Genomic DNA, 26,776 nt, shown 5'->3' on the forward strand with positions numbered 1-26,776 from the left:
TGTCGCCTGAATTCGTAAAAACCTAAGTCGGATATTGCCCCAGCCAGCTTGTGATTTGCCAGCATTCCGCTGACATTCAAGTCTTCAATCTTAATTCGCAAGAAAGTCTGGGCTAAGTAAGTCGTCAACTTGTGAAGGAAGTCTTTACGAATGCAGGCAATTTTTGCGTGAATTTGGCTGATTTTGTCGTAGGTTTTGCGTTGGTTGTTAGAACCTTTCACCTGCCTTGATGCTTGGCGCTGTAACCGTGCCAGCTTGGTTTTCGCTTGTTTTAGGGGTTTTGGTGCATCAAACACTTGATTGTTTGACAGGGTGGCGAAGGATTTGACACCTATGTCAATTCCTACAGAACTTTCTCTTTGTCGCATCGGTAAACGTTGGGCATCAACACAGAAAGAGACGAACCAGCGATTTCCTTCTTTTGAGAGCGTGAAAGTCTGAGAAACAAAACTGCATGAGAGTGGCTCGTGCAATCGGAATGTTCCCAGTGTGGGAATTTTAATAGTCCTGCCTGCACTTAACAAAACTTTGCCGTTTGACGAATCAACCGTGAATGATTGACCGTCACGGCGGCTGACAAATTTTGGATGACCGGCTTTCCCCAAACGATACCTCCCAAACGCATGACTCAAGTCAATCAAAGCGTTTTGGTAAACACGAGAAGACAACTGATTCATCCAAGTACATTCAGGTTGTTTCTTGACGTAGTTAGTGAGAACTTTCTTGATTTCGTTGATGACCTTTGAGTCGGAAAACTCACCTGCACCGTACATTTGGACTCGCAGGCTCAAACCCATGTTAAATACCACGCGCCGAAATCCTGCGTGTTTTGCCATCAAGGTCGCTTCTTGATTATTCAATTTGAGCGCTCGCTTGACGGCAAACATGGAACTGACTCTCAGCAATCAACTTTAGATAAGTTTAGCTTTCCTATTTGCCACTTAAGTCTTGCTCTTCGATCTTTTTGTCTGCGTTCCGGCGCTGCCGCATCTGCTTTGCCCTGGCTTGCAAATCGCTGAACCCCTCATCAGGTTGGGTTTCGCCAGAACTAGCACTCGCGCCAGGATCGATCGCGCTTTCTGTTTTTGAGTCGCTTTCCGATGCAGTCGCGGCGGCCCGCTGCTTCTGCTGTTTGGCTTTTAGCTGCAACTGAGCTAAGAATTCGTCTGCCTCGCTTTGGGCCTGGGGAAGAGCCGCAGCACCGAGCGTTATTTCTTGGGGATCCGACGGAGTTTTTTCAGAGGTATCTTTTTTGCTACTTTTGAGTTCATCTTTTTTGAGCTGCAATTCTTTAAAGAAATCTGATTCTACAATGTCTGCAACTTGTTGTTCTTTTTGGGCTTGGTCTATTTCGATTTTGAATACTTGTTTTACGCGATCGGTAATTGCTTTCCCGTATGCCGATTTATTAAATCTGTCTGCTGATACAATGCTGCCACCAGTTAGAATTAATGCTAAGGCTGGCGCTGCTACAGGCACCCACCCTCCCAACAGAAAAATCCCAAAACCGATCGCGCCACACCCCGACAGTATTGCTGCGAATGTCAGCGCCAGCTTCCATGGGTGAGCCATCCGCGATGCCATGGTTCCTCCCACAATTGACCATCCTGCAATCCACAGGATTTCTGCCCATTCCGGCCAAAACCAAAACATCGGTCTCTTGTCTAAAACAGCACTCAAAATTTGGCTAATTACTTGTGCGTGTACCACGATCCCCGGCATGAATTGGTTTTTTTGCTGCTGCCCACTGTAAGGAGTATAAAATACATCTTTAACGGTTTCTGTGGTGTAACCGATCAGCACTATTTTATCTTTAACTAAATTCGGACTGACTTTCCCTTGTAAAACATCGGTAATTGTGACTTTGTTTGCGACTTGGCTCCTGGAGTGATAATTAATTAGTATTTGATATCCCCTCGCATCGACATTGCTATATCCTCCGTCATTGCTTTTTAATTTTTTAAATTTGGTTTTTCCCAGCCATAAAGATTGATCTGCTGCCAGTCTGGGAAAAATTTTATACTTTTGCAGGTAGCGGAGTGATAGCTGGAGGTTGAAGGAAGTTAAAACTTGAGAATTGTCATTGCAAAGATGTTTTTCTACCGAATTATCGCCCTTAATTATCGGTGGTTTCATAAATAATAAAGCCCTGCGGAGTATGCCGCCCGGATCGATTCCAAAATCTGCAAATCCCACCCGGTTTGCTGACATTCCCGGAGGAGGGGGAGAACCGGGAGTGTCGGGGCCTCCGTCGGTGACTAAACATACCCCGATAATTCGATCGCTTTTTTGTAAAACTTTAGTTAATTCCTCACGCCCCTCTCCTAAAGGTACATCTCGCAGTACGTCTAAGCCGATGACTGTCGGCTGCATTTTTTCTAGTTTTTGTAATATTTCAGCTATTTTGCGATCGGATATCGGCCATTGCTTTAGTTTCTGAATATCTGCTTCGGTAATCCCCACAATTAGCAAGCGCGGGTCTGGCTTTTCGTCGGGACGCCATCTCAGCATTTGGTCGTAAGCGCTTAATTCTACTGGTTCCAGTATTCCTAGGTGTCTAGTCCCGACCAACGATAATGTTACTGCCGCGGTGGCAATTAATACAGAGCTAACAACTGTTAGTGATGGTTTATACAGTTGACTCAATTGAGCCGCTGCCGAACGAATTTTGTCAGATAGAAATTTGTTAGATATTTTAGTCATTGCCACAATATAAAATTTTGACTCGTTTCACCGAACAGCAGTTATGTTGCTTGTCGGCACCTACACGAGACTTCCTCCATCTTAGAACACCCGGAAACTCCGACCGATTTGTAACAAAACTTTACATTTCGCTACCAGCGAAATGTATATGGAATAACAGTCGCGACCCTGATTGACTGACAAAAGTTTAATTAGCCCAAACTACAGTGGTAGCTTGAAACTCAATTCTGTAAGTTCTTTGCTGATGTTGTAGACGAGAAGCCTTGACTGGTTCGGGGTCAATATTAGTAGAAAAAGAGACAACAGAAATTAAATTCCAGCCCTTGTTCAGAGCTTGTTTGACCCAACTCCAGCCAATTTTTAAGTAGCTAGCACCCCGATACCAATGTGGATCTACACAGCGACGCTGACCTAAAATGACAACTTCAACACCTTGAGCAGTCAAGAACAAAGTAGTCATCGCTAACACTAAGCACAGTCGAGAAAGAGCTGGAGCGGAACGGAGTTTAGAGTCTTCGAGATTGAATCCAGAGGATTTATCATCCAGAAAATTTTCCTCAATGGTAAAGCGGAAACCATATTCCCGAAAAGTTTGGAGATTAGTAGGCTCCGTACTAATAATGTACCAGTGTTCGCCATTCGTAGATTCCCACGCAATTGCTAGATGGACATCTGTGAGCGAGTTACATTTGTGAATTTGAACGTTGTGGATCAGTTTTGCCTCGCCGATGGCTACCGGAAATTGACTCACTCGCTGCCACCCCTGCCGTGGATGACGCAGCCAAAAATTGCCTTTAATCCGGATTCGACAGTGCCAGCCTAATTTTCTGACATAACGGACTAATTCGGCATTGGCAAACCCCCTGTCAGCCAAGAGAATGACTTTGACATCGACGGGTAGGAGCCTAGAGACACGGTTGAGAAGGTCCTGATAAGTATCGATTTTGACACTACTACTTTTGTGTTTGAGTACTCGCCAGCCCACCGGAATCGCTCTGCCCAAATGTACAACACAGATCCGAATGATGCAATATTTATCCCATAACATACTGGTATCAAAACTCAGATAAATTTCTGAGTCTTTCCAGTTGGCAAATACCGCCTTCACTACAGGACTATACAGTTTTGCTGGGTTGATGCGGGGATTATTTACCCATCGAGACAATCTTCGCTGTGTGCTTTGGGCTATTTGTGCTTTGGTGCAAACATGGTCGATCCATTTGGTTAGATTTACCTTGCCTTCTACAATCAAACCAACCATCATCCAACACATCACTCCTAGATGTCTTAAATCTGACCACTGACTGTATTGACCTGCGAATTTCATTAGTTTATGATGAAGATGAGAGGGGCGATCGATCATTTCGATTCATACTGGTTTTTTGGTTAAGAACAGTTTATCCCTCTTTTTCTCTTTAATCCAGTCTGGGTCAGCTTTTATCCCGATCTTGACTGACTTTTGTCAGTCAACCAGGTCGCGACCTCGACCGCTGGATTTACCGTCCCCAGAATCCAGTTGCAGCTCCAATTAATTAATGTTATTGATTTGTCAAGGTTCAAATTCTGTATCTGCGGTGTGAGACTAGCTTCTCAAAAATATTGGTCGCCAGCAGGGAGAAAAAATTTATGTACCAAAAAACATTTAAAGTTGATGAATCCGGGATTGTTGAAATTAGCATTCTCGCTACGGGGGACAGCAACAAATCACTAGAAGTTGGCAAGCGTTACGTGCGATCGTTTTCGATGATTTGCGAACCAGACGCTCGATCGGCAGATGGCAGATACAGTTGTTAAAGGGTTCGTACAGCGCATCGCACCCCAGCCAACTCTCAATAGCGATTTGGCAAATCCCGACCCGATGACGTGGCTCGAAGTTTATGCTAAAAATGAGATTTGGTACGAAACTCTCGCTACTTGAACCCAAATGCGGCGACAGACACCGAGATATGCGAGACCCAGAGCCAAGTAGACCTAATTGTTTCAGTCCCAAGGACTGGAATCAGTGGTAGGTCAATCGCTGGTTGAGTCTCTTTAAAAATCGCTATTTATTGAACTTTTTTCCTTCTTTTGATGGCGATGCGAACAATCAAAACTTGACCGGATCGCGCCCGGGCTGAGAACTCCAGACTAACAGTAGAGACGCGATCTATAATATATCTATAAGGTTGGTGAAAAAATGAAACGTTTTCTACATTTTACTGCACTCGCGATCGCTGTATGTGCGATCGCACTTAGTGTCCCCAGTTTCCTGCCACCGATGCAGGCAGTGCCTGCACCAATGCTGCTGAGTCAGAATGTTAAATTTAAACCTCCCGATGTAGACGCCCCCGACAACAGGCAATCGGCGACGCATCGAGGGAATGCTTGTCCGCAGGATTTATCTATTGTTCCTTTAATACCTAAAAGCAATGATGGTTTAACCATAGCAGAATCGCCAACATTCTTGGCCTATGTTTCTCACCCTTCGACTCAAGTGGAGTTTACATTGCAAGCTGACGATGGAAAAGGAATCGATGCTTATAAAACGACTTTCAAAGTTGACAAACCGGGGATAATAGAAGTCAGTATTCCCAACAAAGGGGAGGGCAAAAAAACTCTGGAGGTTAACCAGCGGTATCAGTGGTCGTTTTCCGTGGCTTGCAATGACGATCCGTCGGGAAATTATTTTGTTAAAGGGTTTGTGAAGCGCATTGAACCCGAGGAAACTCTCAAGAAAAATTTGGCAAATCCTGACCCTATGGCTAGGGCTATCGCTTATGCTGAAAATAATATTTGGTACGATACAATTGGTACTCTAGCCCAAATGCGGCGAGGATCACCCAATGATGCGAGTCTGAGGGCCGAGTGGAAGCAATTGTTGCAGTCCCAAAAACTCGAATCAGTTGCCGATCAACCGCTAGGTCAGTCTTTTTAAGCCTCCCTATTTCTCAAGGCTTTCTTTTGTCCTTCTTCTGAGGCTGTGAAGATTGACAAATTAAACCGATCGCCCGCTGCGATTCTTACTCCTAGTCTGGAGTAAAAATCCGAACCCTGATTTTATTCTATCTGGTGAAAAAAATGAAACGTTTTCTACATTTTACTGCACTGGCGATCGCTGTATTGGCGATCGCAATTACTCTCCCCAGCTTGTTTTCACCGATGCAGGCTGTCCCTGCACCAACTCCCCTGGGTCAGAATGTTAATTTCACACCCCCAGAGGTCACAGCCCCCGAGAACCGCCAAGGGGGAGCGCATCGAGGCTGTCAGTTGCAGGATGGTTTATCGATTACTCCCTTAATACCTGAAAGCAATATTGGCTTAACCCTAACAGAGTCGCCAACATTTTTTGTCTATGTTTCTCAACCGGCGGCTCAAGTAGAGTTTGTTTTGCTAAACGAAGATGAATCCGAAGTAGTCTACGAATCTAGTTTAAAAGTTGACAAAGCTGGAATTGTGGGAGTTAGCCTTTCTGACAAAGGTAAGACAAAAAATATTGAGGTTGGTAAGCGATATGTCTGGTCGTTTGCACTGGCTTGCGATCCTCAGGAACGATCGGGAGATTATATTATTAAAGGATGGATGCAGCGAGTTGAACCGCAAGGAACTCTCAAGAGCGCTTTGGCAAATCCCGACCCGAGGGCGAAGCTGATCGCTTATGCTAAAAATGGCATTTGGTACGAGACTCTGGCGACTTTAGCCCAAATGCGTAGTGTCGCACCCGATGATGCGCGGCTGAAGACTGAGTGGACGCAATTGTTGAAGTCCCAAAAACTCGAAGCAGTCGCCGATAAACCCCTAGTTCAGTCTTTTTAAGCCTCCCTATTTCTCAAGGCTTAATTTGTCCTTCTTATGAGAATCTGAAGATTGACAAATTAAGCCGATCGCCCGCTGCGATTCAAACTCCCAGGGATGAGTAAAAATGCCAGGCCCAACATTCCTGTTATGCCGTTAAAAAATGAAACGTTTTCTAAATGGGGTTGCACTGGCGATCGCCGCATTTGCGATCGCACTTACTCTCCCCAGTTTAGTGCCACCGATGCAGGCTGTCCCTGCACCAATTCTGCTGAGTCAGAATATTAATTTTAGACCTCCAGATTTAATAACCCCCGACAACCGACGAGGAACACCTGCGTTCCTCTCCCCCTGTCCGGTGGATTTATCTATTATTCCTTTAATGCCTCCAACTAATATCGGCTTAACCCTCACAGAGTCGCCGACATTCTTTGCCTATGTCTCTCTCAATTCGACTCAAGTCGAGTTTATTTTGCAAACTGACGATGAAAAACTAACCGAGGTTTACAAAACTACTTTCAAAGTTGACAAGCCCGGGATAGTTGAGGTCAATATTCCTAAAAAAACCGATCGCCAAACATTTATTGAGGTTAAGAAGCGATATCAGTGGTGGTTTTTGGTGGCTTGCGATCCTGACGATCGCTCTTCGGACTATTATGTTAAAGGGTTCGTGCAGCGCATTGCACCGCAGGAAACTCTCAAGAACGATTTGGCAAATCCCGACCCTATGGCGAGGGCGATCGCCTATGCTAAAAATGGGATTTGGTACGATACTATTTCTACCCTAGCCCAAATGCGGCGACAAGCTCCTGACGATCCGATGCTGAAAGCAGAGTGGACGCAATTGTTGAACTCCCAAAAACTAGAATCGATTGCCTATAAACCGCTAGTTCAGTCTTTTTAATCGAGACTATTTAGCCAAATCTAAAATCTAAAATCTAAACTCGCTTGATGACTAATAACTCTCCAACAATTCTCGCCCTTGATTTTGACGGTGTAATTTGTGACGGACTAATCGAATATTTCCAAACCGCTTGGCGTACCTACTGCCAAATCTGGCAATCAGTCGAAATAGTCCCCGATGCAGATTTAGCTTTGAGTTTTTACCGAGTGAGGCCAGCCATCGAAACCGGTTGGGAAATGCCCCTGCTGATTCGCGCACTGCTGACAGGAATTACCGAAGAGCAAATTTTGCTAGACTGGCCAAACATTGTCCCGCAGTTATTGACCGAAAATAATTTAAAACCCCAGTCTGTCGGCGCAATGTTAGACGGACTACGCGATAATTGGATTGCTGAGGATTTAGCTGGGTGGCTGTCTTTGCACCGCTTTTATCCCGGAATAGCCGATCGCCTGCACTCGTTACAGGATAGTTCGGTCAAAGTCGCGATCGTCACCACCAAGGAAGGCCGTTTTGTGCGGGAACTCTTGCAGCTAGCGGGCGTACAAATGCCGTCGGAGTTAATTTTTGGCAAGGAATACAACAAGCCGAAACACCAAATATTGCGGGAATTTTTGGCAGCTTCTGGCAAAGATACGACTATTTGGTTTGTGGAAGATCGGTTAAAAACTTTGGTCTCGGTGAAGCAGCAGCCGGATTTATCTCAGGTGAGGTTGTTTTTGGCTGACTGGGGTTACAATACTTTGGCAGAACGGGAATCTGTGGCTCAAAATCCACCTGTTCAATTGCTTTCTCTGTCGCAGTTTGCCGGAGATTTTGTCGATTGGCTGCCTGACGAATGTTGATCTTAGACTTGTTGGGAGGGAGATTTTTTTTCGCTTAGCAGAGTCAAAAAAAATCCCCAAATTTTACACTTTTTTTGTTGACTTTTGCGGCGCTGGTATGGTATTTTTATATAATGGGATGGTTGCAAAAATAATATTTTTAAACATATTCCCATTATGATATAAATATAACAGGAATTCCCCAAAAAATCAAGCATACCGACAAAAAAAATCGATTTTTTTTTGTCGGTGACTGTAATAAAATAGGTTCGTAGTGAGGACTTTAGTCCTTATTTTCCAGGTTCGTAGTGAGGACTTTAGTCCTTCTTTCCAGGTTCGTAGTGAGGACTTTAGTCCTTCTTTTCCCGAGGACTTGCATTCCGAACGATCGCACCAATCTGAGACTTAAAACCAATGCTAGATTTAACTAAAGCAGCCAAAGCAATGCAGGGAATGAGCCAGCATTTGAATGTGGAGGCTTTGGCGGCTCGCCAGCGTTTGCAAGTGGCTCAGAATTTGCTGGAACAGGCGGCAGTGGGACAAGAAAAATTGGTAGAATTGCAAGAGAGTTGGAGCGATCGCACTTTATTCAATGCAGCCACGCCGATCGAGCCATTGTCCGATCGCACCTACATCACCGCACCGCCCGCCGCCCACACAGTCTTCGCCACAGACGGATCGCAAATTTCGCCCAGCCATCACGAAATCGCCTACTGCTACCTGATCAACGTCGGTACAGTCATGCTGCACTACGGGCAAAGCCGCCACCCAGTATTAGACAGCGTGCCCGAAGTTTTCTACAAACCCGAAGACTTGTATGCTTCGCGCCAGTGGGGAATTAGAACCGAAGAGTGGATGGGATACCGGCGCGCCGTTTCCGAAGCCATCGCCCTCGCGGAAATGGGCTGCAATTGGGCAAAATTTAACGACAATCAACTACCCGCGCCAACTTTGGCAATGGTAGATGGTTCCCTGATTTACTGGTTTTTGGAACAATTACCTAGCGAAGCGCGCGATCGAATTTTGCAACCAATTTTAGAAGCTTGGGACAAATTGCGCGTAGCAAAAATTCCCCTATTAGGATACTTGAGCGCTTCTCGCAGCACCGAAAGCTTATCTTTTTTGCGGTTTCAAGCTTGCACCCACGAAGTACCAGACTGCATGACAAACTGCCCCAACGTCGGATTTTCTGCCACCAGTGCTTTCGATGAAAAAGCACCTTGTCAAGAATTTGAACCCCTACGAGATTCCGTCTTGTGGGCCACAATCCTGCTACCCGGACAAAGAAGCCCGTTGTGGAAATCCCACGCTCGAATTTTAGATTTATACGGTCTCAATCCCATCTATTTTTGTTATGTTCATGTTGGCACAGAAATTGCTAGAATAGAAATTCCGGAATGGGTAGCACAAGATAATACAGAGCTAGATTTAGCCTTAGGAATGATGCTAGCTCAAGTACACAAAGGCGGTGGCTATCCCGTGACGCTAGCAGAAGCCCACAACCAAGCAGTAGTCACCGGGGGCGATCGAAGTAGCTTTTTTGCTTTGTTAGAGCAGCAAATGATTAAAGCAGGTTTAAAAAATGTCGGTATTTCTAATAAGGAAACCCGGAAGCGCGGTAGTATTGCTTGAATTAAAAATAAGAGTTAAAAATGTTATATGCCAATAGAGTTAATTATCTTAATTGCTTCCTTACTTGTTTCTTGGCTGGTATTTAATTGGGCTTTTAAAGTATTGAAAGCCAGCGTTGGTACAGCGATTGCTCTAGCAGCAATTGTGCTGGCGATGCAGTTATTGTTTGGTATCGGGCCAAATCAACTTTTTCAACACATCACTCACCTGCCACAAACCCTTGGGAAAATAATTTTTGGCAGGTAATCCGATTTTAGATTTCAGATTTTAGATTTCAGATTTGTTCTCTCATCTAAAATCTAAAACCGCAAATCTGCCGACTTTAGGAAAAATATTCCTTTCTCCTTACTTCCTTCTGTCAACTGTCAACTGTCAACTGTCAACTGTCAACTGTCAACTGTCAACCGTCAACCGTCAACTGTCTAACTTCCCAGCATTTGCAGCTTGTACAAACTAGCATACAAACCTTCTTGTTGCAACAACTCTTCGTGGCTGCCAGACTCTACTAACTGCCCGCGTTTGAGCACCAAAATGCGATCGACATTTCGGATAGTCGAGAGCCTGTGAGCAATGATTATAGCCGTTCTGTCCGCCATCAAACGCTCCAGAGCCTCTTGAATCAAAGCTTCCGTTCCCACATCCAAACTAGCAGTCGCCTCGTCGAGCACTAAAATACTGGGGTTGCGAATGGCGGCGCGAGCAAACGCTAACAACTGCTTTTGTCCCCCCGAAAGATTCGTTCCCCTTTCCCGCAATTGCGTGTCATAACCTTGAGGTAATTCTTCAATTAAACGAGCAACATTCGTCTTTTCTGCTGCTGCTCGAATCTCCTCCATCGAGTAACTTTCGCCAAGGCTAATATTGCTCTTCACATCGCCAGCAAATAGAAAGCCATCTTGAATAATAACACCTACGTGTCTCCGCAATTCTGCTTGAGGTAAATCGCGAATATCTATACCATCGATCAGAATCCGTCCTCGGGTGGGCTCGTAAAGGCGGCACAAGAGACGGATGATCGAACTTTTGCCTGCACCAGTAGGGCCAACTAATGCTACTTTTTCGCCGGATTTGATGGTAAAATTGAGGTCTTGCAGAACATATTCGTTTTCTTTGTAAGCAAACCACACATTGTCAAATTGGATTTCTCCGGATGCAGCTTGCTTTGATTGGGCATGAGCAACTAGGGATTTTTGATTGTTAGCTGATAGGCGATATTCAGAAGTTACAGGAGTTTGATTACTTTCTACCAATTCTGGCTCATTTGAAGATAAATTATAAGCAAGTGCCTCTGGATGACCGGCCATCAGCAACGGCGAATAATATTCCCTTCTTCCTGCTTCCCTCTTCCCTCTTCCTTCTTGCTTCTTCCCTCTTCCTTCTTCCTTCTTCCATTTTCCTTCTTCCTTCGCCCCGCTAATTGGATCTTTAATTTCGATCGGTTCGTTGAGAATATCGCTAATCCGTTCGACTGCGGTAAATCCTGCTTGAATAGCCGTAAATTTCTCGGCAAATTGCCGCAGCGGATCGAAGAGACGCTGAGCAAATAAAATGAATGCAGACAGAGTACCAAAGTTAATTGTACCTTGCAGAAGGCTTTGACCGCCCATCCACAAAACGGCTGCAATCGCCACTAAAGCAATCCATTCTAATGTTGCAGATACGGCTGAGTCGTAAAAGATAGTTTTATCAACTGCTTTAATGTAGCATTTATTGGTAACGTTAAACAATTCTGAGTTGAATCTTTCCCGGCGGAATAGCTGCACTACGCCAATACCCGTCAGGTTTTCTTGCAGTTGGGCGTTGAGATCGGAAAGTTCTTCTCTGGTGGTGTAATTTGCTATGCGAAATTGGTTCTGAAAATAAATGATTATGGCGGCAATTGGGATCATCATTAATACCAACATTAAAGCTAGTTGCCATTGCATGGTAAACATGAAAATGGCAATTACTAATATTGAAAATAAATCGCTGACAATCCCGATCGCCCCTGAGGAAAAAACCTCTCCCAAAGCTTCCACGTCACTGGTGAGGCGCGTCATCAATCTGCCTACTGGAGTGCGATCGAAAAATCGCACCGCTAGCGAGGTGACGTGTACAAACAAATCATTTCTAATATCAGTAGTAATAATTTGCCCTACTTTTGTGACTAAATATCCTTGAACTGATTGCAGTCCCAATCTAAATGTTATAGTTAGCATCAGCAAGACTGCCAAAACATTTAATGCAGTAGATAAAGGCAATCCCTGTAAAAATTGATAGGTAGGTTCTGCTCGAATTACCGAAATTGCCTGTCCGATCAGAATCGGTTGAATTGCTCCTGAGACTGCTAGCGGTACTAATAGTGCGATCGAAATAATCAGCAAGCGTTTGCTGCGGGTTGCGTAAGATGCCAACCTCAGGAATAACCGCCAGTCTGTATCGCGGCGGGGTTGGTTTTCGGTGTCTGCTACTGGTGAGGAAATGGTCATTCGATTTTAGATTTTAGATTTTAGATTTTAGATTGCAGAAGCGAGCCTGCTGGTAAATTAGGGGGCTTTTGCTCAGGATAGTGAGCTTTTTTGCTCCGCAGCTTGTAGCGCGGGTGGGCGCTGGAAGTTCGATCGGTCTTTAAGCAGAAAACCTGTAGAATATATCCAAGCAATAATTGTAGCAAATACAGTCAGTTAAATCATGGAATCTTCTACAGCTACAGTAAATTCTTTGTCCCGACAGATAGAAACACCTAGATTGTATCTGAGACAATTTACTCCAGACGATTTAGATGAGCTGTACCGCATCTACAGCGATGCGGAAGTGATGAAGTATCTGAGCGAAGGCGTCAGAAATAAAGAAGAAACAGCAGCAGATTTATTTCAGATAATCGGAGATTGGGAAAAACATGGTTTCGGTTTGTGGGCTGTTGTCAACAAACAAAATAACCAATTGATCGGGGACGGGGGGCTGAGATTTTTAGGCAAAACACCTGAAGTAGAAGTCGGTTACGTGTTAGCAAAAGCATACTGGGGGAAAGGTTTAGCATCGGAAGTTGCAGCGGCGACGCTCAAGTATGGATTTGAAGTATTGAAACTAGACAAAGTTGTTGCAGTTGCAGATACCGAAAACAGATCCTCGCGGCGGGTAATGGAAAAAGTGGGGATGAAATACCAGCACATTTTTGACGATTGCGGTCGCGATCGAGTATATTATGCGATCGCAAGACTCTAATATTTTACCTCAAACGAAACCCAACTAAAATATTTTTAGCCAGACAAAATTTGAAATATTAAAGTTGGAGAGAATAGTTGCGATCGCCCGCCCCCAAAATATCGCCTCCCAGCGGGTGATGCAGAAAGTTGGTTTCAAATATGAAAACAACGCTCGTTATTATGAAACTGATGTAGTATGTTATTCAATATCGCGATCGCAATATTCTCAGGAGTAAAAATCTATGCGTAAACTTTTGTTGCAAATAGTGGTGCTAAGTCCAGTAATTTTAACTTTTTGCTGGATGAATCCTAAAAGTGCGATCGCCCTGGAAGTCGATCGCCAAACCAACGCACCAACTCCCACAAATGTCTCTCAATCGGCTGACATTGCACCGAGTAGCTGGGCTTTTCAGGCACTACTATCCTTAGCAAAACGCTACAGTTGTCCGATTGTCGCCCCAGTTGGTACTACTCTGGGCGATCGACCTTTAAAACGCTCTGAGTTTGCGGTAAGTTTAAATAGTTGTTTGGTAAACGTCGATCGGGCGATCGCAGCAGGTACGCCAAAAGTCGGCCCAGAAGATTTAGCCATAGTCCAACGTTTACAGACTGAATTCGCCCCTGAATTAGCGACGCTGCGGGGTAGAGTTGACGCATTAGAAGCTCGTAGTGGTGAATTGGAACAAAATCGAAATCCCCCCCTTTCAGAACCCAATTCTGTACCTTTACCAGCGCCTTCTCCCCAAACAGCCCCTCAGCGAGTGAGACTTAACCTTGACAGTCGCACTTCTGGGAATCTTATAGGACAAGATACATTAAGAACTAGAAATTTTGGCGGCATTAATCAGCCAGTAACTCCACTACCATCACCTACAACCACAGCCTTGCCCGCCCAAACCCAACAATTCGATCGCGAAGGATACAACCGCATTTATGACAACTCCTATCAGCGGGCTAGCAACAACCCGCTTTCCACATTTGGCATCGATGTCGATACAGCATCCTACAGCAATGTCCGACGCTTTATCAACAGCGGCGTGATGCCGCCCAAAGATGCAGTGCGCCTCGAAGAACTAATTAATTACTTTACCTACGACTATCCGCAGCCAAAGGGCGATCGACCTTTTTCAATTAATACAGAAGTCGCCAATGCTCCCTGGAATCCCCAACACAAATTAGTCCACATTGGCTTGCAAGGAAAAAGCATTTCCACCAAAAATTTACCGCCGAACAATCTCGTATTTCTGATCGATGTTTCCGGTTCCATGAATTCGCCCGACAAATTGCCGTTAGTCAAAGCATCTTTGAAATATCTCGTCAGCGAATTGCGAGCCAAAGATAGCGTCACTATTGTAGTCTATGCCGGAGCCGCCGGGTTAGTCTTGCCTCCAACACCGGGCAACCAAAAAGAAAAGATATTAGATAGCATTGACAAGCTAGAAGCAGGTGGTTCTACCGCAGGCGGAGCAGGTATTCAACTAGCCTACAAAGTTGCTAAAGACAACTTTATTAAACAAGGAAACAACCGCGTTATTCTGGCAACGGACGGCGATTTTAATGTTGGCGTTTCCAGCGATGGCGAACTCGTGCGGATGATTGAAGAAAAACGAGAACAAGGAGTCTTTCTGAGCGTCTTGGGATTTGGTACTGGCAATTTGCAAGATGCAAAAATGGAACAGCTAGCCGATAAAGGTAATGGCAATTATGCTTATATCGACAGTTTGTTGGAAGCCAAAAAAGTGCTAGTCACTCAAATGGGAGGCACGCTATTTACCATCGCCAAAGATGTGAAAATTCAAGTAGAGTTCAATCCAGCTAAAGTTCAAGCTTACCGTTTAGTTGGTTACGAAAATAGAGTTTTGCAAAATCAAGACTTTAACGATGACAAAAAAGATGCAGGTGAATTAGGTGCGGGACATTCGGTAACAGCAATTTACGAAATTATTCCGGTTGGTGTCGCCAGCGATGTCAAATTGCCGGAGGTCGATCCATTAAAATATCAACCGAATCCAGCCACTGCTTCTACCTCTCAAACTGATGAATTGATGCAGGTAAAGTTGCGTTACAAAAACCCCAATGAGACAGTGAGTCAGTTAATTACGCAGTCAGTAATCGACAAACCTGTGAAACTAGAAAATGCCTCTGCTAACTTCAGATTTGCTGCTGCTGTAGCTGCTTTCGGGATGGTTTTGAGAGATTCTGAGTACAAGGGAGCAGCTAGTTTCGATCAAGTATTGAGACTGGCAAGTCAGGCGAAAGGTGAAGACAAGGAAGGCTATCGGGCAGAGTTCATTCGTTTAGTTGAAAACTGCAAAACGCTAGTAGCAAAGATAGGAGTAAAGTAGTTTTGTAGGGTGTGAGTTACCTTGCTTTTACCCATCTATTTGTTACAAGCCTCGGGTGCATCTCACTTTATGCAAATATATTCGTAGGGGCGAAGCATTTCGGCAATAAATCTCTGGTTATGACTAACAAATTGTTTGCCGAAATGCTTCGCCCTTGCACTCATAGAGATGAACCCCCAGGATATGCCTTCAATTTTCCTGCTAGAATAGTGATTGTCCATCATGCAACAAATAGAAACGGCCAGATTGTATCTGAGGCAATTTACGCCAGATGACTTAGACGATCTGTACCGTATTTACAGTGATGCGGAAACAATGAAATACTTGACAGGAGTTAGAACTAGAGAAGCAACAGAAAGCGCCATTCATGCTATGCTCCAACGTTGGGAAGAACACAACTTCGGAATGTGGGCTTTAGTACATAAAATAGATTGTAAAATGATTGGCCGCTGCGGACTTGCTTTTCTGGACAAAACACCGGAAGTGGAACTTGGTTATGCGTTTGATAAAGTTTATTGGAATCAAGGATTGGCGACAGAAGCATCTTTTGCTAGTCTAAACTATGGATTTAACATATTAAAGTTGGAGAGAATAGTTGCGATCGCCCGCCCGGAAAATATCGCCTCCCAGCGGGTGATACAGAAAGTTGGCATGAAATATGAAAAAAATGCTCGTTATTACGAAATTGATGTATTGTATTATTCTATTTTTCGAGAAACTTACAAGTCCGCAGTATCTTCGTAGGAAGAATCTGATTTTTGTAAAAAGCATTTTTCTTTGAGTGCTGTCCTGCTCGCGTATTGTACAATACGCGATCGGGGACAGCACTATAAATACCAAACTGAGATGTTCCCTAAATTACTCGCATCACAATCACAAATTAGCATTATTGTCTGCGGACAACTACGAAGTCCGTTGCAATTGCTTGTTAACCTTAATAATCTTCTTGTCAAAATACTCTTTTCTGTGTCCCAATCTTTTAGCCACTTCCAACCCCTTCTGATAAGCTTCCAAAGCTTTCTTATAATCCTTCATTTCCTGATAAACTTGACCGAGATTGTCGTAAGCACTCATCAATCCGTACCAATTGTAAGCCCGTTCTTCCAACAACAACTGCATTTGATAGATTCGCACAGTCGGCTCTAGCTGTTTTTGCGATCGATAAAGCAGTGCTAATTTATCCAAAGCTTCGCTAGCTTGGGCGTACTGTTGAATGGGAACGGCTAAATTGTAGGCTTCCTGATAGTATTGAGCTGCTAAGTTGATTTGACCTATAGTTTGGTAATCGGTGCCGATCGCAATTTTGAGCGGTGGTATCGCAGCCGGGTTTTGCAGGTTGACATACACAGATGCTAGTTTTTCCCGGGCTGCGATCGCCTTTAGGGGCTGTTTCGACTGTTGGTAAACGTAGGCTAACTGTCTCAGAGTATCCACCTCAGTCGGAGGAGTTACAGGCTGTGGTGGCGCGCCATTTCCCGCCGTTACAGCAGAATTTGGTACAGCAGCATTAGCAGCAAATACAGCGCGGTTTTCCTGAATTAAAGTTGCCAATTCCTCATACACGGGAGCCGCTTTATCGTAACTCAGCCAATTGATGTGAACAAGTGCGATCGCCTTTAAAGTCTGACCCTGAGCCAATATATCTTGATTTTGGCGCGCATTTTCGAGGATTTGTTGGTAAACTTCTACGATCGGGCCTTTAGCGCGCACCTGCCCAAAAGCCGCAGCTAAAGCCGGGAGCAACTCAGTATTTACCGGCACTTGCGATTTAACTTGTTTGTGAATTGCTTGCAGCCGTTTAGTAATAAGCTGAAGTTCCAGGTTTTTATTGCTACTCCAAGCCACACTTCCCACCCGACTCAAAGCAGCAATTTCCGCCGCCGGGCCAAGATATCGGCGCAGTCGCAATTCTCGAAACCAAATATCAAAAGCACCAGCCCCATCTCCAGCTTGCAGTTTAGCCGCTGCTTCTAAGCTTAGCTTTTCCAAAGCTGCACTCAGATCCTCCCGCTGAGTGCTACTCAAAGATTCAGTAGCGGGTTTTAGGGGATCGGGTGTGGTAAGTTCTAGAGGATTAGGAGAAAATTGATCGAGGGGTGGTGGATTAGTTTGGGCGCTAGCAATTGAACCAGCACACAGCCACAACCAAAGCAAGCACCCAATTGGCAAAGAATTTCTCATTCTTAAAATTTGGTTGCCACCATTCGGCAGCCCTGCACGAAACATCAAGTTTTGCATACTTACAAAACGGTATAAATTATGTCACAAAGATGGCACACAAGCCAACTGTTCAACAATAGCAACAAAATAAAACTTACCGCACTGAGCAATTATTGGAATTTACAGGCTTTGGGCGATCCTCTTCGTTGGCGTAGCCCCCGTAGGGGCGGGCTTCGCCAACGCATTTTGCGCCTATTCAGTTTAGCTCTAATTTTCCTAACTGTATGCACAGCTTGCGCGGCCCCTCCCGCCGTTGCTAGAGATCGCTCTTTTCCTGAAATATCCCTAGGCTTTTTGGGCGAGTACCAATTGCCAAAAATCAACTTTGAAGGATCGCCAGTCGGCGGTTTATCAGGCATCACCTACGACGCCAAAGGTATTAGTGGTGTTACTTCCAAGGCTTATCGTTTTTACGCCCTTTCCGACGACAAAAGCGAAAACGGAGAAGCCAGATTTTACAGTCTCCGACTCGATCTTAAATCCAGCGATCCAGCCAATATTAGCCTCGAAAAAGTTTCTGTTGAAGGCGTTACATCCCTCAAAAAAGCAGACGGTGAAACCTTCCTTTGGGGTTCCATCAATCCCGAAGGTATCGCCCTGTCTCCACGGAATTCAGTATTTGTCGCCAGCGAAGCCAGCCCTCCTTTTGTCGGAGAATTTGACCTCACTACCGGGAAATTGCGAGGAAATTTGCCAATTCCCAAGCGTTACATCCCCGATACCAACGATGAACAACAACAGCAAGGAGTCCAGAAAAGTTTAGGTTTTGAATCCTTGAGTATCGACCCAGAAACCTTTAGTCCGGGCGGTTTAGATCCGTTTAGGTTGTTTGCAGCGACAGCAGCGCCGTTAATTCAAGATTTAGACCCAGAACAGGCAAGCAAACTCCGTCTTTTACATTATATCATCGTCGATAAAACTCCGCAATTAGTCTCGGAAAATCTTTACCAGCTAGACGAAGTTCCGATGACTGTTTTGAACGGATTAACAGAATTGGTAACGATTGGTGGAGGTCAATTTTTGAGTTTAGAGCGTTCCTTTGGGATATCGGGATACGGTGCTAAAATTTATCAAGTAGCTGTTGGGGCGGCGACAGATACTTCTAGAATAGAAAGTTTTAAGGGGCCACTGGGAATGGTTGAACCTGTGAGGAAAAAGTTACTATTAGACTTGAATGAACTCGGAATTCCGCTGTACAATTTAGAGGGAATGACTCTCGGCCCGCGTTTGCCAGATGGTAGCCAAAGTGTGGTTTTGGTGAGCGATGATAATTTTGAGGAAGCTCAGAAAACTCAGTTTATTTTGTTGAGTTTAAAAGGTAAAATTTAGGATGATGATGGGGAGCATCTCAGTTTTGCATTTAATAGTGCGAGCGTCCCCGCTCGCGAGTCCTGCAATACTCGCGAGCGGGGACGCTCGCACTACAATAAAAAATATTTTTTGCAACAATGAGATGCTCCCTGATGATGTTTGGTATCAGCAACCTATTGGCTCGGAGTCATTGGTTTGCTAGCAAGTTTTTTGGTGAGCATTTTAGTCCTAGTTTATGGATGCGGACTAAAGTCCTCACTACAAACCTTTTGCGTATTCATGAAATTAGTCAAAAAATGGGTTTTTCAACTTATTCTATATGCCTGCACGCCACAGTTTAAAATTACCAGATATCGAACTTTCTTATCTAGAATGGAACTCACAAACAGGGACAGAAAAAGTTCCGCGTTTGCTACTGTTGCACGGTTTAGCAGATAGTGGGTGTGTCTGGACGAGCTTGGGCAATTACTTGTCGAACCGCTATCATATTGTAGCGCCAGATATGCGCGGCCACGGAGAGAGTGACAAACCGGAAACCGGCTATACTTTTGCAAGGGCGATCGCAGATTTGGAAGCTTTGATGGCACACCTCAACTGGCAAAATGCCCACATTGTCGGACATTCTTGGACGGGAAAACTAACATTAATTTGGGCGCGGCAAAATGGCGATCGCATTTCGAGTATGATTTTAGTAGACCCAATCTTCATCAGCAAACTGCCCGCTGTGATGAAACTCAGTCTACCAATAGTTTACCGCAAATTAGACTGTCTCAAATGTATGGGCCCGTTTGCAACTTTAGCCCAAGCCGAAGCAGCCGCCAAACAATCGGGAGAATACGCAGGTTGGAGTGAAGTGCAACAAATGATCTTCCAAAACCAAATCGAACAAAAATTAGATGGAAGTTGGGGAAGTAAATTTGTGATTCCCGCCAGAAATCAGATATTTACCGAAGTGATGGAAGTTGCCGGTTTAACGGAAAATATTGATATTCCTACTTTGTTTGTACAGCCGGAAACAGGCGTAAATCGCATGGATTGGCAAATGCAGCCCTACAAAACATACTTGCAAAATCTGACAATTGTCAAAGTACCGGGGAATCACTGGTGTTTTTTGACTCAACCGGATACTTTTAATCAAACCGTGGCAGATTTTTTAGAGGGCGCAACACTGTGAATTTAGAAATTATTGCACATCGGGGATTTTCGGCGATCGCCCCTGAGAACACTTTAGCAGCATTTTCCAGGGCGATCGCCCGCAAAGCCGATTCGATCGAGTTTGACATCCAGCTATCGGCTGACGGTGTGCCCGTGGTTTTCCACGACGCCACGCTGGATAGAATCACCGGAGTTTCTGGTAAAGTCAGGGAAACAAACCTGTCAGACTTGCAGAAACTCAATGCTGGTAAATGGTTCAGCGATGAATTTTCACGGGAAAAAATCCCCACCTTCAAAGAAGCCTTAGCTATCCTCAAGAATGTTGACAAATTTCTCTATTTTGATGTCAAGCCTCACTGCGAATGGTCGGATACAGAAGTTGCGGAGTTTGTCAATACTTTGCACCGTGCAGGAATTCAAGAAAAATGCGTTATTACCTCGTTTAGCGAGAAATTTCTCGGACAAGTGCGGCGGCTAAATGGCGATTTGGCGATCGGACACATCGTTGCTAATCTAGAAGCATATAAAACTCAATTGTCTCAAGCTGTCGCCCATCGCGATAACTTGATTACCAGCCTGTATCGTGTTTTATTGGAAAACCCCGCACTAATTCCAGAAACCCGCAATCAAGGAGTTGACATTGTAGCGTGGACGGTGGACGATCGCGCACATATGCAAAAGTTAATTGATTTGGGTGTAACTCGGATTGTCACTAATTGTTTGATATAATTTGTATCACTTGATATCTTGCACCACGATCGAGAACGGGCAAGATGCCCGTTCCACAAAACTCATTGCCTGTTCCACAAAACTCAATTAATAGATGAATTATTTTCGCCAAAGCATCCACGAAATGTCCGGTTACGTACCGGGAGAACAGCCACCGCTAGGCACAAAAATTATTAAACTAAATTCTAATGAAAATCCCTATCCGCCTTCTCCCAAAGCCTTAAAAGTGCTTCAAGAAATAGACCCAGAAATGCTGCGGCGCTATCCAGATCCAACTGGCAAAATTTTTCGCATCGCCGCTAGTAAAGCTTTGGGGGTTCCTGACGATTGGATTTTGGTAGGTAACGGCAGCGATGATTTATTAAACTTGATAGTTCGTGCTGTGGGCGAAGCTGGCAAACCCGTTGTTTGTCCCTCACCTACCTATGTATTGTACCGCACGCTGGCAGAAATTCAGGATGCAGAATTTGTCGAAGTTCCCTATCCCGATGACTACAAGTTACCCGTCGATTTGCTAATAGCAGCTAAAGGTTCTGTGACATTTGTAGCTTCGCCAAATAGTCCCTCGGGAACAGCGATATCTGTGGCAGATTTGGAGAAACTTGCTCAAGAATTATCTGGCATTCTGGTCATCGATGAAGCTTATGTAGATTTTGCCGAAAACAATGCTTTGGAGTTGACAAAAAACTACAGTAATGTTATAGTTTTGAGAACGCTTTCCAAAGGTTATTCGCTAGCAGGATTGAGATTGGGTTTTGCGATCGCAAATCCGGCACTGTTGGCTGAATTAAATAAAATCAAAGACAGCTACAATGTGGATGCTATAGCCTATGCGGTGGCGGCGGGGGCGATCGCAGATTCAGACCACAAAACAGCCAACGCCGACAAAATCAAGGCTTCCAGAGCAAAACTAGCCGTTAGTTTCCAGGACTTAGGCTTTGAAGTTTGGCGATCGCAAACCAACTTTTTGTTAGTCAGGCCGCCCAACGGCGATGCAGAAAGGATTTATCAAACACTCAAAGAACGGGGAATATTGATTCGATACTTCAATCAGCCGCGATTGGACGATAAATTGCGAATTAGTATAGGTACAGAAGAACAGAATCAAATATTACTTAAAACCTTGAAAGAAATCCTCTAGATAACCAGGTTCGTAGTGAGGACTTCAGTCCGCATCAGGTTCGTAGTGAGGACTTCAGTCCGCATCTATCGGAGGACTCGCATTCCTCACTACCAACCGTTTGATTATGGATAATTATTAGGATTGTCGATCGCCAATCCGGCAGACTGAGCAATATTCAGCAGTCTGTTGTCAGCCGAAACAAAAACCAGTTGAGTTTCCGACACCGAAATGAGAGTAGATTGAAACCGCAAAGCTGATGCTAACTGCACAGAATCATAAGCCCGCAGCGGATGCTGAATCACCAATTCGGTGGCTGTTTCTATCAAAGTTGGATTTATATCTATGACTCGGTATTCATTTTCAAAATCCTCCCTAACTTTTTGCACAATTAAATCAAAGCGCTCCGCAGACAAACTTCCATCCCGCAGACGGCGTGCAAAGGCGCTGTGTACCTCCACCCAAGTAATCTGGCTAATAACTAAATCGCTGTTGGTAGCAGGATCAGTAATCGATAAAATCCAGTCACTGCCTATTTCAGGCACATATCGTTTGACTAAAGCGCTAGTATCGAGAAAATAAGCATTTACCACGGGCCACGATCCTCGATAATGATTTCTGACAGAGGCTTACCTGGTAGCGGTTCCATTTTTTTCATCAATTCGCGCCACTGCTGCTCGCGTTTGATTAATTCGCCTCGATCGAGCTTATTCTGTTTTTTGGGAAAACGCACCAATCCTCGTACATCCATCAACTTAATCGCCTTTTCGCGATCGTCCTTCAATTCTTCCAGCGAAACATCAGCTACAATGTTAATTTGTACAGTTGCCCCATCTTGGAAAGACACGGAACTCAAGGGTCGAAAAACTCCGTTTTCGTAGACAGCAGTAATAGTTTCTGGCATAATTAGCCTCTTAATTAAATGCTTAGACTTATTGTACTTCTTTTATAGCTTGAAGTAGGGTGCGTCAGCTACGATTATTTTTGCTACAAACCCACAATCTCAAAACTGACACACCCGATCGCCAATGGTGCGTCAGAATCATACTTTCGGTGGTGATTTATCATCTCAAAACTGACGCACCCTACCACTAAAATCATCTTATACCAGTTTTTTATGAGGCTGCATAGAATTCCGATCCCCCCTAGCCCCCCTGGTTGTAGGGTGGGACAGGAAGCGCTCAAAGTCCCCCTTCTTAAGGGGGATTTAGGGGGATCGAGATATATGCAACTTCACATTAAATTGGTATTACTTCGTTGCCACCACAGCCAAATTCCAAGCCAACCGCTTCATCAAAGGCAACTTCTTCAAAAACCCATCCAACCCTTCCAAACGAGAATATTCCGGCTTCAATCTCTCTTGTTCGATAATAATCTTCTTCCAATAACGCTCATCATTCGGATGCACTTTTTCAATCAAATAAAAGCGTAAAAAAATCCACAACGATGTCAACCAAAACGTATCGTAAGCCGTCTCCGAAAACAAAGACTTGACAAGTTTGACAATATTAATGTCCAAAGGAGTTTCATCCTCAGTCCGCACCTCGGTCGCCATTCTGCGGTAAACATTAATCACTGGATTGTGCTTCATCGGGTCCCAAAAACAAGCTTTGCCGCCCGGTTTCAGGACGCGGTACATTTCGCGAATCGCTTTTTCTGGTTCCGGCAAATGGTGCAGCAAATTAGAAGCGTAAACAATATCAAAACTATTGTCAGGGAAATCCAGCGCCATGGCATTCACCGTACAACCTTCGATTGTTACGCCATTTATCTCTGCCAATTTCATGGCCACTTCCACCATGCCCTCAGAATAATCAGCCGCCACACAATGTGCACCTTTCTTCGCAAAATAAATGCTATTTTCTCCGGCGCCACAGCCTAAATCCAAGAGGCGTTTACCCGTGACATCGCCCATGTGCTGGACGATGAATCTATTTTCTGGGGCGGTGCAAGCTTCAAAGTAATCGTTGACACGGATGCCGTCAACATCGATTGTGGATGCCCAAGCATCGTGGAATTGTCGCTCTTTTTTTAAAGTTTCGTCTTGCATTTTTTTAATGTTTGTTGTTGGTAAAAAAAATGAAACCGCAGATGAACGCGGATTAACGCAGATTTATTGAGATTTATCTGCTTCGATGGGCGTTCGCCTGCGGTGTATTTTAGCAAGGATGGCTGAGAATCAATTTATCAGCGCTGTGCTTCGGCGACAACTTGATTTGCGATCGCAGTTGGCTGTTCGGAGGATTTTTCAGGATTAGGCTGCAATGACACGTACAGCCGATTTAAGGCGCTGATGTATGCTTCGGCGGAGGCGACGATGATGTCAGTATTGGCTGAGTGTCCAGAAAATACTTTCCCTTCGTGGCGCAAGCGAATTGTTACTTCGCCGATCGCATCTATGCCCGCTGTTACCGATTGTACAGAAAACTCGATCAACTCGTTTGGTACGTTTACCACGCGGTTAATCGCCCTGTAAATCGCATCTACAGGGCCGGTGCCGATCGCAGCATCGGTCAATTCTTCGCCCGCCGGATTCCGCACAGTAACCGTGGCTGTCGGCCGCGATTTGTCCCCGCAGGAAACCTGTACCAATTCTAACCGGAAAAGTTCGGGAGCTTGGTGGACTTCGTTATTGGCGATCGCCTCCAAATCCCAATCGGTAATCTCTTTTTTCTTGTCGGCTAAATCTTTAAACTTGACAAAAGCCTTATTTAGCTCATCATCTGCCATTTCAAAACCCAACTCTTTCAACCGAGTTTGAAATGCGTGGCGGCCGGATAATTTGCCCAAGATAATTTGATTTTCCGTTAAGCCGATCGACTCAGCGTCCATAATCTCGTATGTCAGCTTATTTTTCAGCACCCCGTCTTGGTGAATTCCCGACTCGTGGGCGAAAGCATTTGCTCCCACAATCGCCTTATTTGGCTGCACCAACATCCCAGTCAAATTGGAAACCAAGCGGGAAGTTTTGTAAATTTGGCGCGAGTCAATATTTGTCAGGGGTTCGTCAGAATCCGCAGGTCTTCCCAAGAACGGATTAAAATATTGGCGCCGCACGTAAAGCGCCATTACCAACTCTTCCAAAGCCGCATTTCCCGCCCGTTCCCCAATCCCGTTAATCGTGCATTCCAACTGTCTGGCGCCATTTTTTACAGCTTCCAAAAAGTTAGCAACCGCCAATCCTAAGTCATTGTGACCGTGAACCGAGATGATTGCCCGATCGATATTCGGCACATTTTCCTTAATTCCCCGAATCAAATCCCCATACTCGCTGGGAGTTGTGTAGCCCACAGTATCGGGAATATTCACAGTAGTCGCCCCGGCCTCGATCGCCCTTTCTAGAACCTGATACAAAAATTCGCGATCGGAACGACAAGCATCCTCCGGCGAAAACTCCACATCATCCACAAAAGACTTAGCATAATCCACCATTTCCGGCACAATTTCCAGAACCTCAGCCCGCGTCTTTTTCAGCTTATATTCCAAGTGAATATCAGACGTAGCCAGAAACGTATGAATTCGCGAATTTACCGCTGGTTTAATCGCCTCGGCTGCTGTTTTAATATCCGGCTTGCGCGCCCTTGCCAAACCGCAAATTGTCGGCCCATCTTCCGTCCCAACAGTCCGAGCTATTTTTTGGACAGCCTCAAAATCTCCCGTGCTAGTGAAAGGGAAACCTGCTTCAATCACATCCACGCCCAATCGCGCTAACTGACGGGCAATAGTTAGCTTTTCGTCCCCATTCAAAGATGCCCCCGGAGATTGTTCTCCGTCCCGCAAAGTCGTATCAAAAATAATAATCCGGTCTTGACTTGGTTGAGTTTTCATAGCTCTAAAAAAGTGTTGTCCTGATTTTTACTTGTCCCCTATTCTGGGCAATTAGTGCCAGTCACCAGTCTGGTGTTTCGCGCCCATAACGAATAATTAATAATCAATAACCCATAACGCCTGACTAATGACTGATGACCAATAACTAATGATTAATGAAATCGGACTGGTTCGGGTGTCAACTGTCAACTGTCAACTGTCAACTGTCAACTGACTAATAATCCATTTTCTCAATATGTTCCCGAATTTCATTTAGGTCTATATACCTATCAGTAGCATTTCGCAATTCTCTAGCAATCATTCCTTCGGTAGATACCACAGTAATGTGAGTATTTTTCGATCGCAATAGCTCGATCGCCCTCTCAAAATCCCCATCCCCGCTAAATAGCACAACTTGGTCGTACTGATCCACCGTATTAAACATATCAACCACAATTTCTATGTCTAAATTAGCCTTTTGAGAATATCGGCCCGAAGCATCATCGTAATATTCCTTAAGAATCTTAGTGCGAACCGTGTAACCCAGACTGATCAAAGCATCTCGAAATCCCCTTTGATCTTGGGGGTCTTTCAAACCCGTATACCAGAAAGCATTGATCAAGATGACATTTGGCTGCGAAGTTTTGAAATATTCGAGCACCCTGCGTGGATCAAAAAACCAGCCGTTCTTTTGTTGAGCGTAGAACATATTGTTCCCGTCCACAAAAATAGAAAGGCGGTTCATTAAGTTTGTCATAGAACTTAGACCTAATAATTGTAGAAAGAAGTTAATCTAAATATCACATTTTAGCAATATGGAGCTAACTGAGGCAATAGATTAAACTTCAGAAAACTCCATCCCCCCAGTATTTCATATTTTTGCCTCTACCGCCAGAGGGCTCTTTTAGGGGTGCTTGGATTCGATCGACCAACCTTCAAAAACCCGACTCTCAGTAACTCGGTAGAGGCTGTGGTTTGAACCTCCCCAGGGCTAAAGCGACGGGGATTCGGGCCCACCCAAAAGGGCGACAGTGGGACATTCAAATATCCCTCTAGACCCTCAAGCTTGTGGC

The 26,776-nt window shown here is 44.7% G+C and carries 27 protein-coding genes; 16 read left to right on the top strand and 11 right to left on the bottom strand.

Annotated elements, in window-relative coordinates; all coding sequences use genetic code 11:
* From JGK11_RS21030 to JGK11_RS21040, 3 genes are all read right to left on the bottom strand, one after another.
* The coding region (locus JGK11_RS21030; protein WP_293198129.1) for an RNA-guided endonuclease TnpB family protein at positions 1-860 on the bottom strand (860 nt) is incomplete at its 3' end.
* Between the two features lie 70 nt (positions 861-930).
* Positions 931-2,703, bottom strand: coding sequence for a CHASE2 domain-containing protein (locus JGK11_RS21035; protein ID WP_293192843.1), 1,773 nt, complete (start codon positions 2,701-2,703; stop codon positions 931-933).
* A gap of 187 nt (positions 2,704-2,890) precedes the next feature.
* Positions 2,891-4,030, bottom strand: a complete 1,140-nt coding sequence (locus JGK11_RS21040) for a transposase (protein ID WP_293212725.1) — start codon at positions 4,028-4,030, stop codon at positions 2,891-2,893.
* Positions 4,031-4,329: 299 nt separating this feature from the next.
* Between JGK11_RS21040 and JGK11_RS21045 the strand changes: the two genes are divergently transcribed.
* The 8 genes from JGK11_RS21045 to JGK11_RS21080 all read left to right on the top strand — a co-directional run bounded on the left by JGK11_RS21045 (position 4,330) and on the right by JGK11_RS21080 (position 10,077).
* Positions 4,330-4,497: a DUF928 domain-containing protein gene (locus tag JGK11_RS21045; RefSeq protein WP_293147650.1), complete on the top strand. Its 168-nt coding sequence runs from the start codon at positions 4,330-4,332 to the stop codon at positions 4,495-4,497.
* Entirely contained in the window at positions 4,478-4,621 is a 144-nt protein-coding gene (locus tag JGK11_RS21050; protein ID WP_293147648.1) for a DUF928 domain-containing protein, read from the top strand. Before JGK11_RS21045 ends, JGK11_RS21050 begins: the two co-directional genes overlap by 20 nt.
* A gap of 258 nt (positions 4,622-4,879) precedes the next feature.
* Positions 4,880-5,617: a DUF928 domain-containing protein gene (locus tag JGK11_RS21055; RefSeq protein ID WP_293192845.1), complete on the top strand. Its 738-nt coding sequence runs from the start codon at positions 4,880-4,882 to the stop codon at positions 5,615-5,617.
* A 143-nt stretch (positions 5,618-5,760) separates the two neighbouring features.
* A complete protein-coding gene (locus JGK11_RS21060; protein ID WP_293212727.1) occupies positions 5,761-6,495 on the top strand; it encodes a DUF928 domain-containing protein in 735 nt (244 codons plus the stop codon).
* 142 nt (positions 6,496-6,637) lie between these two features.
* On the top strand, positions 6,638-7,378 hold the full coding sequence (locus JGK11_RS21065; RefSeq protein WP_293180164.1) for a DUF928 domain-containing protein: 741 nt from the start codon (positions 6,638-6,640) through the stop codon (positions 7,376-7,378).
* A gap of 47 nt (positions 7,379-7,425) precedes the next feature.
* Complete coding sequence (locus tag JGK11_RS21070; RefSeq protein WP_293212729.1) at positions 7,426-8,220, top strand: HAD family hydrolase; 795 nt, start codon at positions 7,426-7,428, stop codon at positions 8,218-8,220.
* Positions 8,221-8,613: 393 nt separating this feature from the next.
* Complete coding sequence (locus JGK11_RS21075; protein WP_293203456.1) at positions 8,614-9,831, top strand: DNA double-strand break repair nuclease NurA; 1,218 nt, start codon at positions 8,614-8,616, stop codon at positions 9,829-9,831.
* Positions 9,832-9,858: 27 nt separating this feature from the next.
* A complete protein-coding gene (locus JGK11_RS21080) occupies positions 9,859-10,077 on the top strand; it encodes a hypothetical protein (RefSeq protein ID WP_293180155.1) in 219 nt (72 codons plus the stop codon).
* A gap of 176 nt (positions 10,078-10,253) precedes the next feature.
* Here the strand turns inward: JGK11_RS21080 and JGK11_RS21085 are convergent, their stop codons facing one another.
* On the bottom strand, positions 10,254-12,299 hold the full coding sequence (locus JGK11_RS21085) for an ABC transporter ATP-binding protein (protein ID WP_293180152.1): 2,046 nt from the start codon (positions 12,297-12,299) through the stop codon (positions 10,254-10,256).
* Between the two features lie 202 nt (positions 12,300-12,501).
* On the opposite strand from JGK11_RS21085, the gene JGK11_RS21090 reads away from it, so the two are divergent.
* The 4 genes from JGK11_RS21090 to JGK11_RS21105 all read left to right on the top strand — a co-directional run bounded on the left by JGK11_RS21090 (position 12,502) and on the right by JGK11_RS21105 (position 16,105).
* Positions 12,502-13,035 carry a GNAT family N-acetyltransferase gene (locus tag JGK11_RS21090; protein WP_293192851.1) on the top strand — a complete coding sequence of 178 codons (534 nt, stop codon included), beginning with the start codon at positions 12,502-12,504 and terminating at the stop codon, positions 13,033-13,035.
* 55 nt (positions 13,036-13,090) lie between these two features.
* The gene (locus tag JGK11_RS21095) at positions 13,091-13,252 is read left to right on the top strand and encodes a GNAT family protein (protein ID WP_293180282.1); all 162 of its coding nucleotides are present in this window, start codon (positions 13,091-13,093) and stop codon (positions 13,250-13,252) included.
* A gap of 6 nt (positions 13,253-13,258) precedes the next feature.
* Positions 13,259-15,361, top strand: coding sequence for a VWA domain-containing protein (locus tag JGK11_RS21100; protein ID WP_293212731.1), 2,103 nt, complete (start codon positions 13,259-13,261; stop codon positions 15,359-15,361).
* Between the two features lie 222 nt (positions 15,362-15,583).
* Positions 15,584-16,105, top strand: a complete 522-nt coding sequence (locus JGK11_RS21105; RefSeq protein ID WP_293212733.1) for a GNAT family N-acetyltransferase — start codon at positions 15,584-15,586, stop codon at positions 16,103-16,105.
* A gap of 159 nt (positions 16,106-16,264) precedes the next feature.
* Here the strand turns inward: JGK11_RS21105 and JGK11_RS21110 are convergent, their stop codons facing one another.
* A complete protein-coding gene (locus tag JGK11_RS21110) occupies positions 16,265-17,599 on the bottom strand; it encodes a tetratricopeptide repeat protein (protein ID WP_293203454.1) in 1,335 nt (444 codons plus the stop codon).
* A gap of 21 nt (positions 17,600-17,620) precedes the next feature.
* On the opposite strand from JGK11_RS21110, the gene JGK11_RS21115 reads away from it, so the two are divergent.
* The 4 genes from JGK11_RS21115 to hisC all read left to right on the top strand — a co-directional run bounded on the left by JGK11_RS21115 (position 17,621) and on the right by hisC (position 21,917).
* A complete protein-coding gene (locus JGK11_RS21115) occupies positions 17,621-18,910 on the top strand; it encodes an esterase-like activity of phytase family protein (RefSeq protein WP_293203452.1) in 1,290 nt (429 codons plus the stop codon).
* A 301-nt stretch (positions 18,911-19,211) separates the two neighbouring features.
* Positions 19,212-20,066, top strand: coding sequence for an alpha/beta hydrolase (locus JGK11_RS21120; protein ID WP_293198115.1), 855 nt, complete (start codon positions 19,212-19,214; stop codon positions 20,064-20,066).
* Positions 20,063-20,776 (top strand): glycerophosphodiester phosphodiesterase family protein, encoded by a 714-nt coding sequence (locus JGK11_RS21125; RefSeq protein WP_293180131.1) that lies wholly within the window; start codon positions 20,063-20,065, stop codon positions 20,774-20,776. The genes JGK11_RS21120 and JGK11_RS21125 overlap by 4 nt, the downstream gene beginning before the upstream one ends.
* 94 nt (positions 20,777-20,870) lie before the next feature.
* Positions 20,871-21,917 (top strand): histidinol-phosphate transaminase, encoded by a 1,047-nt coding sequence (hisC, locus tag JGK11_RS21130; RefSeq protein WP_293212735.1) that lies wholly within the window; start codon positions 20,871-20,873, stop codon positions 21,915-21,917.
* 104 nt (positions 21,918-22,021) lie between these two features.
* Here the strand turns inward: hisC and JGK11_RS21135 are convergent, their stop codons facing one another.
* The 6 genes from JGK11_RS21135 to JGK11_RS21160 all read right to left on the bottom strand — a co-directional run.
* Entirely contained in the window at positions 22,022-22,489 is a 468-nt protein-coding gene (locus JGK11_RS21135) for a type II toxin-antitoxin system VapC family toxin (RefSeq protein WP_293203445.1), read from the bottom strand.
* Positions 22,483-22,800, bottom strand: coding sequence for an antitoxin family protein (locus tag JGK11_RS21140; RefSeq protein ID WP_293203443.1), 318 nt, complete (start codon positions 22,798-22,800; stop codon positions 22,483-22,485). Before JGK11_RS21140 ends, JGK11_RS21135 begins: the two co-directional genes overlap by 7 nt.
* 345 nt (positions 22,801-23,145) lie before the next feature.
* Positions 23,146-23,946 (bottom strand): class I SAM-dependent methyltransferase, encoded by an 801-nt coding sequence (locus JGK11_RS21145; RefSeq protein WP_293180119.1) that lies wholly within the window; start codon positions 23,944-23,946, stop codon positions 23,146-23,148.
* Between the two features lie 137 nt (positions 23,947-24,083).
* Positions 24,084-25,724, bottom strand: a complete 1,641-nt coding sequence (locus JGK11_RS21150) for a 2-isopropylmalate synthase (protein ID WP_293180116.1) — start codon at positions 25,722-25,724, stop codon at positions 24,084-24,086.
* A 214-nt stretch (positions 25,725-25,938) separates the two neighbouring features.
* Positions 25,939-26,460, bottom strand: coding sequence for an NYN domain-containing protein (locus JGK11_RS21155; protein WP_006633075.1), 522 nt, complete (start codon positions 26,458-26,460; stop codon positions 25,939-25,941).
* Between the two features lie 128 nt (positions 26,461-26,588).
* Positions 26,589-26,776, bottom strand: a 188-nt coding sequence (locus JGK11_RS21160) for a hypothetical protein (protein WP_293180113.1), incomplete at its 5' end; no start/stop codon positions are given.

This window comes from Microcoleus sp. PH2017_34_RAT_O_A, from assembly GCF_020737885.1.
Taxonomy (GTDB): Bacteria; Cyanobacteriota; Cyanobacteriia; order Cyanobacteriales; family Microcoleaceae; genus Microcoleus.

Excerpts from the sequence above, each read along its gene's own strand:
- JGK11_RS21035 (WP_293192843.1), bottom strand. The coding sequence starts at position 2,703 with ATGACTAAAATATCTAACAAATTTCTATCTGACAAAATTCGTTCGGCA.
- JGK11_RS21040 (WP_293212725.1), bottom strand. The coding sequence starts at position 4,030 with ATGAAATTCGCAGGTCAATACAGTCAGTGGTCAGATTTAAGACATCTA.
- JGK11_RS21045 (WP_293147650.1), top strand. The coding sequence starts at position 4,330 with ATGTACCAAAAAACATTTAAAGTTGATGAATCCGGGATTGTTGAAATT.
- JGK11_RS21050 (WP_293147648.1), top strand. The coding sequence starts at position 4,478 with ATGGCAGATACAGTTGTTAAAGGGTTCGTACAGCGCATCGCACCCCAG.
- JGK11_RS21055 (WP_293192845.1), top strand. The coding sequence starts at position 4,880 with ATGAAACGTTTTCTACATTTTACTGCACTCGCGATCGCTGTATGTGCG.
- JGK11_RS21060 (WP_293212727.1), top strand. The coding sequence starts at position 5,761 with ATGAAACGTTTTCTACATTTTACTGCACTGGCGATCGCTGTATTGGCG.
- JGK11_RS21065 (WP_293180164.1), top strand. The coding sequence starts at position 6,638 with ATGAAACGTTTTCTAAATGGGGTTGCACTGGCGATCGCCGCATTTGCG.
- JGK11_RS21070 (WP_293212729.1), top strand. The coding sequence starts at position 7,426 with ATGACTAATAACTCTCCAACAATTCTCGCCCTTGATTTTGACGGTGTA.
- JGK11_RS21075 (WP_293203456.1), top strand. The coding sequence starts at position 8,614 with ATGCTAGATTTAACTAAAGCAGCCAAAGCAATGCAGGGAATGAGCCAG.
- JGK11_RS21080 (WP_293180155.1), top strand. The coding sequence starts at position 9,859 with ATGCCAATAGAGTTAATTATCTTAATTGCTTCCTTACTTGTTTCTTGG.
- JGK11_RS21085 (WP_293180152.1), bottom strand. The coding sequence starts at position 12,299 with ATGACCATTTCCTCACCAGTAGCAGACACCGAAAACCAACCCCGCCGC.
- JGK11_RS21090 (WP_293192851.1), top strand. The coding sequence starts at position 12,502 with ATGGAATCTTCTACAGCTACAGTAAATTCTTTGTCCCGACAGATAGAA.
- JGK11_RS21100 (WP_293212731.1), top strand. The coding sequence starts at position 13,259 with ATGCGTAAACTTTTGTTGCAAATAGTGGTGCTAAGTCCAGTAATTTTA.
- JGK11_RS21105 (WP_293212733.1), top strand. The coding sequence starts at position 15,584 with ATGCAACAAATAGAAACGGCCAGATTGTATCTGAGGCAATTTACGCCA.
- JGK11_RS21110 (WP_293203454.1), bottom strand. The coding sequence starts at position 17,599 with ATGCAAAACTTGATGTTTCGTGCAGGGCTGCCGAATGGTGGCAACCAA.
- JGK11_RS21115 (WP_293203452.1), top strand. The coding sequence starts at position 17,621 with ATGTCACAAAGATGGCACACAAGCCAACTGTTCAACAATAGCAACAAA.
- JGK11_RS21120 (WP_293198115.1), top strand. The coding sequence starts at position 19,212 with ATGCCTGCACGCCACAGTTTAAAATTACCAGATATCGAACTTTCTTAT.
- hisC (WP_293212735.1), top strand. The coding sequence starts at position 20,871 with ATGAATTATTTTCGCCAAAGCATCCACGAAATGTCCGGTTACGTACCG.
- JGK11_RS21140 (WP_293203443.1), bottom strand. The coding sequence starts at position 22,800 with ATGCCAGAAACTATTACTGCTGTCTACGAAAACGGAGTTTTTCGACCC.
- JGK11_RS21145 (WP_293180119.1), bottom strand. The coding sequence starts at position 23,946 with ATGCAAGACGAAACTTTAAAAAAAGAGCGACAATTCCACGATGCTTGG.
- JGK11_RS21150 (WP_293180116.1), bottom strand. The coding sequence starts at position 25,724 with ATGAAAACTCAACCAAGTCAAGACCGGATTATTATTTTTGATACGACT.
- JGK11_RS21155 (WP_006633075.1), bottom strand. The coding sequence starts at position 26,460 with ATGACAAACTTAATGAACCGCCTTTCTATTTTTGTGGACGGGAACAAT.